At 63.1% G+C, this 14,113-nt stretch carries 10 protein-coding genes; 6 read left to right on the forward strand and 4 right to left on the reverse strand.

Translation table 11 applies throughout. The features are described 5' to 3' along the window. Positions 1-139 precede the first annotated feature (139 nt). The 5 genes from rimP to truB all read left to right on the forward strand — a co-directional run bounded on the left by rimP (position 140) and on the right by truB (position 6,667). Positions 140-598 carry a ribosome maturation factor RimP gene (gene rimP / locus BUS12_RS18725; protein ID WP_074298148.1) on the forward strand — a complete coding sequence of 153 codons (459 nt, stop codon included), beginning with the start codon at positions 140-142 and terminating at the stop codon, positions 596-598. After that, the gene (gene nusA, locus BUS12_RS18730; protein WP_074298150.1) at positions 595-2,070 is read left to right on the forward strand and encodes a transcription termination factor NusA; all 1,476 of its coding nucleotides are present in this window, start codon (positions 595-597) and stop codon (positions 2,068-2,070) included. Before rimP ends, nusA begins: the two co-directional genes overlap by 4 nt. 93 nt (positions 2,071-2,163) lie before the next feature. Next, entirely contained in the window at positions 2,164-5,112 is a 2,949-nt protein-coding gene (gene infB / locus BUS12_RS18735) for a translation initiation factor IF-2 (protein ID WP_074298152.1), read from the forward strand. A gap of 183 nt (positions 5,113-5,295) precedes the next feature. Continuing rightward, entirely contained in the window at positions 5,296-5,661 is a 366-nt protein-coding gene (gene rbfA, locus BUS12_RS18740) for a 30S ribosome-binding factor RbfA (protein ID WP_074298154.1), read from the forward strand. A 61-nt stretch (positions 5,662-5,722) separates the two neighbouring features. Beyond that, positions 5,723-6,667, forward strand: coding sequence for a tRNA pseudouridine(55) synthase TruB (gene truB, locus BUS12_RS18745; protein ID WP_074298156.1), 945 nt, complete (start codon positions 5,723-5,725; stop codon positions 6,665-6,667). A 147-nt stretch (positions 6,668-6,814) separates the two neighbouring features. On the opposite strand, the gene BUS12_RS18750 is transcribed toward truB, so the two are convergent. From BUS12_RS18750 to BUS12_RS18765, 4 genes are read right to left on the reverse strand one after another with little or no spacing between them, the layout of a single operon-like run. After that, positions 6,815-8,377 (reverse strand): DHA2 family efflux MFS transporter permease subunit, encoded by a 1,563-nt coding sequence (locus BUS12_RS18750; protein ID WP_074298158.1) that lies wholly within the window; start codon positions 8,375-8,377, stop codon positions 6,815-6,817. 33 nt (positions 8,378-8,410) lie between these two features. Next, the gene (locus tag BUS12_RS18755) at positions 8,411-9,634 is read right to left on the reverse strand and encodes an EmrA/EmrK family multidrug efflux transporter periplasmic adaptor subunit (RefSeq protein WP_074298160.1); all 1,224 of its coding nucleotides are present in this window, start codon (positions 9,632-9,634) and stop codon (positions 8,411-8,413) included. Positions 9,635-9,689: 55 nt separating this feature from the next. Then, positions 9,690-11,255, reverse strand: coding sequence for an efflux transporter outer membrane subunit (locus BUS12_RS18760; protein WP_074298162.1), 1,566 nt, complete (start codon positions 11,253-11,255; stop codon positions 9,690-9,692). Positions 11,256-11,307: 52 nt separating this feature from the next. Next, positions 11,308-11,829, reverse strand: a complete 522-nt coding sequence (locus tag BUS12_RS18765) for a MarR family winged helix-turn-helix transcriptional regulator (RefSeq protein WP_074298164.1) — start codon at positions 11,827-11,829, stop codon at positions 11,308-11,310. A gap of 385 nt (positions 11,830-12,214) precedes the next feature. On the opposite strand from BUS12_RS18765, the gene typA reads away from it, so the two are divergent. Next, positions 12,215-14,041, forward strand: coding sequence for a translational GTPase TypA (typA, locus tag BUS12_RS18770; protein WP_074298166.1), 1,827 nt, complete (start codon positions 12,215-12,217; stop codon positions 14,039-14,041). Positions 14,042-14,113 lie beyond the last annotated feature (72 nt).

Here is a 14,113-nt window from a genome sequence, read left to right on the forward strand (position 1 = left end):
TCGCCCATTTTTTTTTGCCGCTTCAGTTTGTGGTTCGGCATCTCGGGTAGCAGGAACGTGCGCCGGCTTGGCGCGCGGCCCGCAGGTTGTTTGCAGGTAAAACCGGCAGGCTTGCCGCGCGAACATCTTAGAGGGCACTGTGCAACTGACGGAACTGATTGAAACCACGGTCGTGGGTCTCGGCTACGAGCTCGTCGATCTGGAGCGCACCGGGCGCGGCATGCTGTGTATCTACATCGACCAGCCGGCCGGCATCGCAATTGAAGATTGCGAAAAGGTCACGCGTCAGCTCCAGCACGTTCTGACGGTCGAAAATATCGATTACGAGCGGCTTGAAGTGTCGTCGCCCGGTCTCGACCGCCCGCTGAAGAAACTGGCGGATTTCGAACGCTTCGCAGGCAGCGAAGTGGCAATTACACTGAAAAAGCCATTGGACGGACGGAAATCGTACCGGGGCATCCTGCATGCGCCCGAAGGCGAAACGATCGGTCTGGAATTTGAAGGGAAGGAAGGCGCCGCGATGCTCGATTTCACGCTCGCGGACATCGATAAAGCACGCCTCGTTCCGAAAGTTGACTTTAGGAGCCGCAAACAATGAGTCGCGAAGTGTTGATGCTGGTGGATGCGCTGGCACGCGAGAAGAACGTCGATAAAGACGTGGTATTTGCCGCGCTTGAAGCGGCTCTCGCTTCGGCCTCCAAGAAACTCTTCGAAGAAGATGCGGACATCCGCGTCCATATCGACCGTGAAAGCGGCGAGCACGAAACGTTCCGCCGCTGGCGCGTGGTGCCGGACGAAGCCGGTCTGCAAGAGCCGGATCAGGAAATCCTGCTGTTCGAAGCGCGTGAGCAGAAGCCCGACGCGCAGCTCGACGAGTTCATCGAAGAACCGGTGCCGTCGATCGAATTCGGCCGGATCGGCGCGCAGGCCGCCAAGCAGGTGATCCTGCAGAAGGTGCGCGACGCCGAGCGCGAGCAGATCCTGAACGACTTCCTGGAGCGCGGCGAGAACATCATGACCGGCACGGTCAAGCGCCTCGACAAGGGTAACTTCATCGTCGAGTCGGGCCGTGTCGAAGCGCTGCTGCGCCGCGACCAGCTGATTCCGAAGGAAAACCTGCGCGTGGGCGACCGCGTGCGCGCCTATATCGCCAAGGTCGATCGCACCGCTCGCGGTCCGCAGATCGAACTCTCGCGTACGGCGCCCGAGTTCCTGATGAAGCTGTTCGAGATGGAAGTGCCGGAAATCGAGCAAGGCCTGCTCGAAATCAAGGCCGCCGCGCGTGACCCTGGCGTGCGCGCCAAGATCGGCGTGGTCGCTTATGACAAACGCATCGATCCGATCGGCACCTGCGTCGGTATCCGCGGTTCGCGCGTGCAGGCCGTCCGTAATGAGCTCGGTGGCGAAAACGTCGACATCGTGCTATGGTCGGAAGATCCCGCCCAGTTTGTGATCGGCGCGCTCGCGCCGGCAGCCGTGCAGTCGATCGTCGTCGATGAAGAAAAGCATTCGATGGACGTCGTCGTCGACGAAAACGAACTGGCGGTCGCAATCGGCCGCAGCGGCCAGAACGTGCGTCTTGCCAGCGAACTCACCGGCTGGCAGATCAACATCATGACGCCGGACGAATCTGCGCAAAAGCAGAATCAGGAACGCGGTGTTCTGCGTGACCTGTTCATGGCGCGTCTCGATGTCGACGAAGAAGTGGCTGACATCCTGATCGACGAAGGCTTTACGAGCCTCGAAGAGATCGCTTATGTGCCGCTCAACGAGATGCTCGAGATCGAAGCGTTCGACGAAGACACCGTGCACGAACTGCGCAATCGCTCACGCGATGCGTTGTTGACGATGGCCATCGCAAATGAAGAAAAGGTCGAAAACGTAGCGCTCGACCTGAAGAGCCTGGACGGCATCGACGCCGACCTGCTCGCGAAGCTGGCGGAACACCAGATTCACACGCGTGACGATCTGGCCGAGCTGGCTGTAGATGAATTGGTCGAGTTGACCGGAATGGAAGAGGATGCCGCTAAGGCGTTGATCATGAAAGCACGTGAACATTGGTTCCAGTGAGAAATGACCATGGCGCACTAAATTGAAGCGGCCGTCAGGCCGCATGACAAGATGCTAACCGCAAGGAATCGGTCCTTGCATTAAGAGGAATGAATGGCGAGTAACAACGTAGCCCAATTTGCCGCGGAACTGAAAATGCCTGCAGGCGTGCTCCTTGAGCAGCTTCAGGCAGCAGGCGTCACAAAAGCGAGCGAAGACGACACCCTGTCCGAGACGGACAAGGCGCGTCTGCTCGACCACTTGCGCAAGTCTCACGGCTCGACTGATGCGGACAAGCGCAAGATCACGCTGACGAAACGGCATACGTCGGAGATCAAGCAATCCGACGCGACGGGTAAGGCTCGTACCATTCAGGTCGAGGTGCGCAAGAAGCGCACGTTCGTCCGCCGCGATGAAGCGGGTGGCGAAGGCGGCGATGCATCGAATCATGTGGCCGAGGCCGACACCGATACGGACGAGCTCGAACTTCAACGTCGCGAGGAAGAAGCGCGTCACGAAGCCGAGCTGCTCGAAAAGCAGGCTCAGGAGCTGAAGGCCCGTCAGGAACAGCTCGAGCGCGAAGAGGCAGAGCGCCAGGCGCGTGAGCAGGCGGCCGAAGCCGAGCGTCGTCGTGCGGAAGAGGAAGCGGCGAAGAAGCGTGCCGCCGCTGCAGCGGAAGCTGCCGCGCAGAAGAAGGCCGAGAAGGTCGAACAGGCTGTGCAGGTTGCCCAGCCCGCCGCCGCTGCACCGGTTGCCGCCAGCGAGCAGGACGATGAACGCGCCGCAGCAGAACGTGCCGCGCAACGCGAAGCCGCGAAGAAGGCGGAAGACGCAGCGCGTCAGGCCGCGGAAAAGACGCGCGCGGAGCAGGAAGAAGTCAGCAAGCGCCGCGCCAAGGCAGAAGCCGAAGCACGTGCGATTCGCGAAATGATGAACACGCCGCGCAAGGCCCAGGTCAAGGCGCCGGAACCGGCGCCGGCGGCCAAGCCGGTTGAAGCGCCCAAGGCGGTGGAAGCCAAGGGTACGCTGCACAAGCCGGCCCGTCCGGAAGGCTCAGCGCCGGCACGTCCGGCCGCGAAGAAGCCGGCAGCGGCAGCACCGGCTGCTACGACGGCGCCGTCGGCTGGCGACAAGAAGAAGCCGGGCGCAGGCAAGGGCGGCTGGCAGGACGACGCAGCGAAGCGCCGCGGCATCAAGACGCGTGGCGATACGAGCGGCGGTGTCGATCGCGGCTGGCGCGGCGGCCCGAAGGGTCGCGGCAAGCATCAGGATCAGAACACCACGTTCCAGGCGCCGACCGAACCGATCGTGCGTGAAGTGCATGTGCCGGAAACGATTACGGTTGCCGATCTGGCTCACAAGATGGCCGTGAAGGCGTCGGAAGTCATCAAGTCGATGATGAAGCTCGGCCAGATGGTCACCATCAACCAGATGCTGGACCAGGAAACGGCGATGATCATCGTCGAGGAACTGGGCCACCACGCGGTTGCAGCCAAGCTGGACGATCCGGAAGCGATGCTGGTCGAAGGTGGCGAAACCACCGACGCCGAACTGCTGCCGCGTCCGCCGGTGGTGACCGTGATGGGTCACGTCGACCACGGCAAGACCTCGCTGCTCGACTACATCCGCCGCGCCAAGGTGGCTGCGGGTGAAGCGGGCGGGATTACGCAGCACATCGGCGCCTACCACGTGGAAACGCCGCGCGGCGTGATCACGTTCCTCGACACGCCGGGTCACGAGGCCTTCACGGCCATGCGTGCGCGCGGCGCCAAGGCTACCGACATCGTGATTCTGGTGGTGGCAGCCGACGACGGCGTGATGCCGCAGACGAAGGAAGCGATCGCCCACGCGAAGGCCGGCGGCGTGCCGCTCGTCGTCGCGATCAACAAGATCGACAAGCCGGATGCGAATCTGGAACGCGTCAAGCAGGAACTGGTCGCGGAAGGTGTCGTGCCGGAAGAGTACGGTGGCGATTCGCCGTTCGTGTCGGTGTCGGCCAAGACCGGCGCGGGTATCGACGACCTGCTTGAAAACGTGCTGCTGCAAGCCGAAGTGCTGGAACTGAAGGCACCGGTCGACGCACCGGCCAAGGGTCTGGTTATCGAAGCGAAGCTGGATAAGGGTAAGGGTCCGGTCGCAACGATCCTGGTCCAGTCCGGTACGCTGAACCGCGGCGACGTGGTGCTCGCAGGTAGCGCGTATGGCCGCGTGCGTGCCATGCTCGACGAAACCGGCAAGCCGACCAAGTCGGCCGGTCCGTCGATCCCGGTTGAGATTCAAGGTCTGTCGGAAGTGCCGCAGGCTGGCGAAGAAGTCATCGTCATGCCGGACGACCGCAAGGCGCGTGAAGTCGCACTGTTCCGTCAAGGCAAGTTCCGCGACGTCAAGCTGGCCAAGCAACAGGCCGCCAAGCTCGAGAACATGCTGGAACAGATGGGCGAAGGCGAAGTGCAGTACCTGCCGCTTATCGTCAAGGCCGACGTGCAAGGTTCACAGGAAGCGCTGGTGCAATCGCTGCAAAAGCTGTCTACCGACGAAGTGCGCGTGCAGATCGTGCACGGCGCAGTGGGCGGCATCAGCGAAAACGACGTCAACCTGGCAACGGCCTCGAAGGCGGTCATCATCGGCTTCAACACCCGGGCGGATGCTCAGGCGCGCAAGCTGGCGGAGTCCAACGGTATCGACATTCGCTACTACAACATCATCTATGACGCTGTGGATGAAGTGAAGGCCGCGATGTCGGGCATGCTGGCGCCGGAGAAGCGCGAAGTCGTGACCGGTATGGTCGAAGTGCGTCAGGTCTTCAAGGTACCGAAGATCGGTGCAGTGGCCGGCTGTATGGTCACGGACGGCTTCGTCAAGCGCTCGTCGTCGGTGCGCGTGCTGCGCAACAACGTCGTGATTCACACGGGCGAGCTCGATTCGCTCAAGCGCTTCAAGGACGACGTCAAAGAAGTGCGTCAAGGCTTCGAGTGCGGTATGTCGATCAAGAACTTCAACGACATCGTCGAAGGCGACCAGTTCGAAGTCTTCGAAGTCACCGAAGTCGCGCGTTCGCTGTAATTCAGGCGCGACGCTAAAGGGGCGGGGCGGGCGCTTGGCGCCTTGCGCCGCCCCTTGTTTTTTGCCTGCGCCGTTTGTGTGCGCTCGTGCTTGTGTTTGTGTTTGCTCGCGTTTGTTCGTGATTTCCCGCTGAAGCAGACGCGAACCTCATTGCTATCCGCCAGAGCGGATTACGGATTCACCATGCCTAAGAAACGTTCTTCCCCCAATCGCAACGTGCAGATCGCCGATCAGATCCAGCGCGACCTGTCCGATCTGCTGCGCGAGGTCAAGGACCCGCGCATCGGTATCGTCACGATCCAGAGCGTCGAGCTGACGCCGGACTACGCACATGCCAAGGTCTTCTTCACCACGCTGACGGGCGACCCGCAGCAGACGCTGGAAGCACTGACGCACGCGGCCGGCCATCTGCACAATCAGCTCTTCAAGCGCCTGCATATCCACACGGTGCCCACGCTGCATTTCCATTACGACAAGACCATCGAACAGGCCGTGGAGATGTCGCGCCTGATCGACGAAGCGAACGCGAGCCGCGCGAAAGAAGATTGATCGCTTTCGCGCGAATCTATAGCTGCGTTGCCGACTCTCCGTTCGTCCTCAATTTTCTGACATGACCGCACCTCAACGGCCCCGTGTGCCGCGTCGCGTGCTCGACGGCGTGTTGCTGCTCGACAAGCCCATCGGCCTGTCGAGTAACGACGCGCTGATTCGGGCCAAGCGTCTCTATCTGGCGAAGAAGGCCGGCCATACCGGCACGCTCGACCCGCTCGCTTCCGGTTTGCTGCCGCTGTGTTTCGGCGAGGCGACCAAGTTCTCGCAGGATCTGCTCGAAGCCGATAAGACCTATGAGGCGACGATGCGCCTCGGCATCCGCACGGCCACCGGCGACGCCGAAGGCGAAGCGATCGAGACGCGCGAGGTCACGTGCGACGAGCCGGCGGTCGTGGCGGCAATGGCGCGCTTTCGCGGCGATATCGTGCAGGTGCCGCCGATGTATTCGGCGCTCAAGCGCGACGGCAAGCCCTTGTACGAATACGCACGCGCCGGCCAGGTGGTGGAGCGGGCGGGGCGCCCGGTGACGATTCATGTGCTCGAGATGCTGGCCTGCGCCTTGCCGGACGTCACGTTTCGCGTGACCTGCAGCAAGGGGACGTATGTCCGCACGCTGGCCGAGGATATCGGCGAAGCGCTTGGCTGCGGCGCGCATCTGGTGGCGTTGCGGCGCACCGGCGTCGGTGCGCTGACGCTGGAGAATGCGGTGACGCTCGATGCGCTGTCCGACGCTGCGGAAGGCGAGCGCGATCGATGGCTGCAGCCGGTCGACGCGTTGCTGTCGACGTTCCCGCCAGTGGCGCTCGATGCCGAGGCGACACGCCGGTTTCTGCATGGCCAGCGGCTGCGTCTTGCCGATCTGATTCTGAGCGACGAGGCGGCGAATGCCGAACGCGTGCGAGTCTATGCGGCAGACGGCCGATTGCTGGGCGTCGCGAAACTGGGCGAGGGCGTGTTGGCGCCGGAGCGGTTGGTGGTGACCGCAGAGACCGCGGGGACCTGAATAGCGTCGTTCCACGCGCAGAGACAAAAAAGGCGGTACCGCAGTGATGCGGTACCGCCTTTTTCTTTGCTGCGAGCCTGCCTGCTTCGAAGACGGTGCGTCAAACACTGACTCACGCACCGTCACCTCGTGACTGCTTCCCTCAACTCAGTGCGCCGCCGCCGCTGCCGCGCCGGCGTCGCCACCCGCACGCTCGGGCCGCGTGATCCAGATCAGCGCAATCAGCGCGACGAAGATCCCCGCCGAGATGAAGAACAGATCGTTCACCCCCAACTGCGCCGCCTGTTGCGTCACCATGTTGTTGAAGAGGCCGTACGCTTGCGGCTGACTCAAGCCGGCCGCACCCATCTGACGAATCGACTGATCGAACACCGGGTTGTACGCATTGGCCTGAGCGGTCAACTGCGCGTGATGCATGATGGTGCGGTGATCCCAGGCGGTCTGGAAAATCGACGTGCCGATGCCGCCGCACATGATCCGCACGAAGTTCGACAGCCCCGACGCCGCCGGAATCCGGTTGCCCGGCAGGCCCGACAGCGTGATCGACACCAGCGGAATGAAGAACCCGGCCATGCCGATACCCTGGATCAAGGTGGGCAGCAGCAGCGAATAGGTGTCGACACCGGTCGTATAGCGCGAGCGCATCCAGAAGCACAGCGCGAACACCAGAAACGAGGCCGTGGCGATGTAGCGTGGATCGGTACGCGGCAGGATCTTGCCGGTGATCGGCGAGAGCAGCACCGCGAAAAAGCCCACTGGCGCCATCACGAGACCGGCGTTGGTGGCGGTGTAGCCCAGATCGGTTTGCAGCCACAGCGGCAACAACACCAGATTGCCGAAGTAGAGCCCGTAACCGATCGAGAGCGCCACCGTGCCGCCGGTGAAATTGCGCCTGCTGAAGAGCGACAGGTCGACCACCGGATGCTCCGCGGTCAGTTCCCAGACAATGAAGAACGCGAGCGCAATCACCGCCGTCAGCGCCAGTATCACGACCGTGGTCGAGGCGAACCAGTCGAGGTCCTTACCCTTGTCGAGCATCACTTGCAGCGAGCCCACCCAGATGATCAGCAGGGCGAGTCCCACGCCGTCGATCGGCGCCTTGCGGATCACCGAATCGCGCTTGCGGAAGATCGCCCACGTGGCGATCGCGGCGACCGCGCCGACGGGGATGTTGACGTAGAAAATCCACGGCCACGAGATATTGTCCGAGATCCAGCCGCCCAGAATCGGGCCCGCCACCGGCGCAATCAGCGTGGTCATGGCCCACATCGAGAGCGCCATGGGCGCCTTCGCGCGTGGGTAGCTGGCGAGCAGCAGGGTTTGCGACAGCGGAATCATCGGGCCGGCCACGGCGCCTTGCAGCACGCGCGAGGCGAGCAGGAAGGGCAGCGTGGGCGCGAGGCCGCACATCCACGACGAGATCACGAACAGGACGATCGACGCCATGAACAGGCGCACCTGGCCGATGCGCTCGGTGAGCCAGCCGGTCAGTGGCACGGAGATCGCATTCGCCACCGCGAACGAGGTGATCACCCATGTGCCCTGATCGGACGAGACGCCGAGGTCCCCGGAGATGGACGGAATCGACACGTTCGCAATCGAGGTGTCGAGCACGTTCATGAAAACGGCGAGCGACACCGCGATGGTGCCGATCACCAGTTGCGCACCCTCTAACGGCGGATGAGGGATTTGCGCTTGAGCCTGAGCCATGTATGAGAAACCTTGTTTAAACGTGGCGCAGCTTTACATCGCCTTGGCAGGCGCCTTCGTGTCGTGGTCGGCCGATTTCTGGGCACCACCGTTCGGGCCGGCGTTTTCAGCAATCACGCGGGCGATCTCGGCGTCGGCCTCGTCGCCGTACTTGTCGAACACGTTGGTCTGATACACCGTGTTCTGTGCGTCGCCCAGCTGGCCGCCGCTTTCGTCCTTGATGCTGACGTCGACGTTCATCGACAGGCCGATGCGCAGCGGATGCTTTTCGAGCTCTTGCGGATCAAGCTGGACCCGCACCGGCAGGCGCTGCACGACCTTGATCCAGTTGCCCGTCGCGTTCTGCGCCGGCAGCAGCGAGAACGCCGAGCCGGTGCCGGCCGAGAAGCCGACCACCTTGCCGTGGAACACCACCGACGAACCGTACACGTCGGCGGTCAGTTCGACCGGCTGGCCGATGCGCATGTGCTTCAGTTGCACTTCCTTGAAGTTGGCGTCGACCCACACGCCGTTCAGCGGCACGACCGCCATCAGCGGGTTGCCCGGCGAGACGCGCTGACCCACCTGCACCGAGCGTTTCGCGACGTAGCCGGTGACCGGCGCCGGCAGCGTGTTGCGGGCATTCGCGAGGTACGCGTCGCGCACCTTGGCGGCAGCCGCTTCGACGTTCGGGTGATCGGCGATCGTCGTGTTGGCGGTCAGCGCGCGGTTCGACGCGAGCTGCTGTTTGGCGGCGTCGAGCGCGGCCTGGGCGCTCTTCACGGCGTCGCGGGCGTGGGAGATTTCTTCCTGCGACACGGCGCCGGTCTGAGCCACCGTCATACGGCGGCGCAGGTCGTCCTGGGCGCGCGACAGATCCGCCTCGCGCACTTCAACCTGCGCCTGGTACTGGTTGTCGTCGGCGAACAGTCCGCGCACCTGACGCACGACCTGGCCGAGATTGGCTTCCGACTGTTGCAGCGCGACGCGCGCATCGGCCGGATCCAGCACGACGACCGGATCGCCCGCCTTGACGGTCTGGGTGTCGTCGGCATTGACCGCGATGACCGTGCCGGTGACTTGCGGCGTGATCTGCACCACGTTGCCGTTCACATACGCGTCGTCAGTCGACTCGTGGAAGCGCGCAACGAGGAAGTAGTACAGCCCGTAGGCGATCGCGGCAATCAGGATCACGATGACGAGCAGCGTCATCATGCGCTTGCGTTTGCCGTTGTTCGCCGGTTGTGCGCTGGCAGCGGGTTGCTGGGGGGTGCTCATTGATATGCTCCGTATTCTCTCAATCTGCGTCGTTTATTCGGGTGGGCATTCGGATTCAGTTCGCTGCCGCTGCTTGTGTGGTCTGCGTTGCGGGTGCTGCCTGTGCTGCCGGCGCCGCCTGGCCCGCAGGCACCGCGGACGCGCCGGCCGGTGCATCGGTCGGCACCACGAGACCGGTCTGGGTGGCGTCGAAACCGCCGCCCAGCGCCTTGATCAGGCCGATCTGCAGGTCGCGGCGGCGCATCTTCAGGTTCGTCACCGTCTGTTCGGCGGCAAGGCGATTCTGGTCGGCGGTCAGTACCTGCAATTGCTCCGAGAGGCCGGCCTTGTAGCGGATCACGGCCAGCTGGTAAGCCTTGGTCGACGCGTCGAGTGCGCGCTGCGCGTCGCCCGACTGCTGGTCGATCGAGCGGATCGAGGTGATCTGCGTGGCCACATCCGACAGCGCGTTGATCAGCGTCTGGTTGTAGTTCGCCACGTCGAGGTCGAAGTCGGCGTAGCGGCCCTTCAGCTGCGAGCGCAAGGCGCCGGCGTCGAAGATCGGCAGGTGAATGGCCGGCCCGAGCTGCATGTTACGGCTCGATGCCGTGAGGAATTTGCCCCAGCCGAACGCATCGAAACCGAGACCGGCCGACAGGTTGATGTCCGGGAAAAACTCCGCCTTGGCTTCCTTCACGTCATGCATCTCGGCTTCGACCTGCCAGCGTGCGGCCACGATATCCGGGCGGCGCGACACCAGATCGGCAGGCACGTTGTCCGGCAGCGTGACCACGTTGCCGGCCGTCAGAACCGGCTTGGCGATCTGCAGCCCACGATCGGGCCCCTTGCCGAGCAGCGCGCCGAGCTGGTAGCGCACGGTGGTGATCTGGCCGTCGAGGTCGGTCAGGTTGGACTGGCTCGTGGCAATGTTGCCGTTCGCCGTCTGCCGCTCGACATTGGTGTCGAGGCCGGCGAGAACGCGGCCATTGGTGATCCGGCCGATATCCTGGCGGTTGGCGATTTCGCGCGCGGCGATGTCGCGCAGCGCGTACAACTGCGCGAGCTGGTTATAGGTGCTGGCGACCGACGCCGCGAGCGTCACGCGGGCCTGCTGCATGTCCGCTTCGGCGGCTTTTTCCTGCGACACGGCCTGGCCGAGGCGCTCGCGGTTCTTGCCCCACAGGTCGAGATCCCACGAGGCGCTCGCCAGCACGTTGTTCTCGCTATACCAGGTGCCGCCGTAGGGCGGCGGATAGATCGAGTTGGTCGAGAAGATCTCGCGGTTCCACGAATAGCTGCCGTTGACCTTCGGATAGAGCGCCGAGCGCGAGCTTTCGATGTACGACGAGGCCTTGGCGAGGCGCGCCTGCGCCTGGGCGATCGACGGGCTGCCTTCCAGCGCCTCCGCGATCAGTTGAGGCAGTTGCGGGTCGCCGAACTGGTTGGCCCAGTCGAGCGACGGCCACTGGCCGCCCTGCGCCGGCAGGCTCTGGCTGGATTCGTACTGCGCCGGCGACGACATCTGCTTGTCGCTCTTGATACCGATGTAGTTCGCGCACCCCGTGAGGGCGAGCGCCGCCACCGCTGCGGTGACGGCGGCCCGGCACGACAGCGCGGGCGCGGACAGGGAAAGGGATTTCATCGCTCGACTCTTTGCGTGTGAGTGGAATGTAATGATGGACGCTGCAATCAGTCTATGACGATTTGCCGTCGGGATTTATTGTCGTGTCACGGGTTATGCCCGATAGATCGCAGCCGCTATTGCTCAGGACGCGGCGCAGCATGCTCTTCAGAAAACCGACTTCTTCCGGTGTGAACCCCGACAGCAGGTTGTCGGTCACGCTGTTGAAGATGGCCGGCATACGTACCGCAATGTCCCGGCCTTCCGGTGTCAGCGCGAGCCGTACGACCCGCCGGTCTTCGATGCTGCGCACCCGGGTGAGCAGGCCGCGCTTCTCCAGCCGGTCCACCAGACGGGTCACAGCGCTGGCGTCGATGCCGTATTCACGGGCCAGTTCCGCGGCAAGCAGGCACTTGCCGCTCGCTACCATGAACAGGATGCTGGCCTGCTGGCTGGTGATGCCGAGCTCGGCCATGGTGCGCTGGGTGACGAGGCCCGCCATGGTCGATCTCGTACGTGCAATCAGATAGCCGACGCTTTCGCCTAGCTGATAGGCGCTGATTTCCGGCGGTGACGTAGAGGTCTGATCCGTCATGATTCTCATGCGATTGCAATGGTTGACTAAGCAGGATTATAAGGGCCGGTTAGTTGACGCGGCAAGCGTTATTGCAGCTTAGGTAAGGATCCTTAGTCACTCAAGCTATTAAATAGACGGCATCTTTGTGCGAGACTCGGGCCGGCAGGGCCGTCCGCACGGGCCCTCAGGGCAGGTGGTTGGGGTGAGGAAATGAAAGGCAGTCTGTCAGGCGAGGGGTGTGCCGCGGTGCGGGCAGGCAGGGGTGGCTGACGGCGAGTAAGGGAATACCAGAGAACCTTAATCTGCGCGTGCTACAATATTGGGTTCCCAAAAGTGCGCTTTGGGCTTTGTTGGCTTTGTACACAATGCTGCAGCTGGCGCACTCAACTGTCTTCAGGTTCCTATGACTCGCGCCCTACGCAACATCGCCATTATTGCCCACGTCGACCACGGCAAGACCACACTCGTCGACCAGCTGCTCCGTCAGACTGCCACGTTCCGCGACAACCAGCAGGTTGTCGAGCGCGTGATGGACTCGAACGACATCGAAAAGGAACGTGGCATCACGATCCTGTCGAAGAACTGCGCGGTCGAATACGAAGGTACGCACATCAACATCGTCGACACACCGGGCCACGCCGACTTCGGCGGCGAAGTGGAGCGCGTGCTGTCGATGGTCGACTCGGTGCTGCTGCTGGTCGACGCCGTTGAAGGTCCGATGCCGCAAACGCGCTTCGTGACGAAGAAGGCGCTGGCCCTCGGCCTCAAGCCGATCGTGGTCATCAACAAGGTGGACCGCCCGGGCGCGCGGATCGACTGGGTGATCAACCAGACCTTCGACCTGTTCGACAAGCTGGGCGCAACCGACGAACAACTCGATTTCCCGATCGTCTACGCATCGGGCCTGAACGGCTATGCGGGCTTGACCGCCGACGTGCGCGAAGGCGATATGCGTCCGCTGTTCGAAGCCGTGCTGCAGCACGTGCCGGTCCGCCCGGCGGATCCGGAAGCGCCGCTTCAGCTGCAGATCACCTCGCTGGACTATTCGTCGTACGTCGGCCGTATCGGCGTGGGCCGTATCACGCGTGGCCGTATCAAGCCGGGCATGGCTGTGGCTGTGCGTTCGGGTCCGGACGGCGCGATCCTCAACCGCAAGATCAACCAGGTGCTGTCGTTCAAGGGCCTCGAGCGCGTCCAGGTGGATTCCGCTGAAGCCGGCGACATCGTGCTGATCAACGGTATCGAAGAAATCGGCATTGGCGTGACCATCTGCGCACCGGAACAACCGGAAGCGCTGCCGATGATCACGGTGGACGAGCCGACCCTGACGATGAACTTCCTTGTGAATTCGTCGCCGCTGGCTGGCCGTGAAGGCAAGTTCGTGACGAGCCGCCAGATCCGCGACCGTCTGTTCAAGGAACTGAACCACAACGTCGCGCTGCGCGTGAAGGAAACCGGCGACGAAACCACGTTTGAAGTGGCGGGCCGCGGCGAGCTGCACCTGACCATTCTGGTGGAAAACATGCGCCGCGAAGGTTACGAGCTGGCCGTGTCGCGTCCGCGCGTGGTGATGCAGGAAATCGACGGCGTGAAGCACGAGCCGTACGAAAACCTGACGGTCGACATGGAAGACGGCCACCAGGGTGGCGTGATGGAAGAGCTGGGCCGCCGCAAGGGCGAAATGCTCGACATGGCGTCGGACGGTCGTGGCCGTACGCGTCTCGAGTACCGCATTTCGGCGCGTGGCCTGATCGGCTTCCAGTCGGAATTCCTGACGCTCACGCGCGGCACGGGTCTGATGAGCCACACGTTCGACTCGTACCAGCCGGTGAAGGATGGCGCGGTTGGCGAGCGTCGTAACGGCGTGCTGATTTCGCAGGACGACGGCGCCGCGGTGGCCTACGCACTGTGGAAGCTGCAGGATCGCGGCCGTATGTTCGTGTCGCCGGGTGAGCCGCTGTACGAAGGCATGATCATCGGCATCCACAGCCGCGACAACGACCTGGTCGTGAACCCGATCAAGGGCAAGCAGCTGACCAACGTGCGTTCGTCGGGTACCGACGAAGCGGTGCGCCTCGTGCCGCCGATCCAGATGTCGCTGGAATACGCGGTGGAATTCATCGACGACGACGAGCTGGTCGAAGTCACGCCGCAATCCATCCGTCTGCGCAAGCGCTATCTGAAGGAACACGAGCGTCGTAGCGCGAGCCGTAAGGGCGCAGTGGACTGAGCGTGTGCCGGGCGCGTCGAGGCAGGTTTTTTCTGACTTCAACGCCGCGGTTTGTATGAACAAAAAAGCCGT

The sequence above is a fragment of the Paraburkholderia phenazinium genome, assembly GCF_900142845.1.
GTDB classification, from domain to species: Bacteria; Pseudomonadota; Gammaproteobacteria; order Burkholderiales; family Burkholderiaceae; genus Paraburkholderia; species Paraburkholderia phenazinium_A.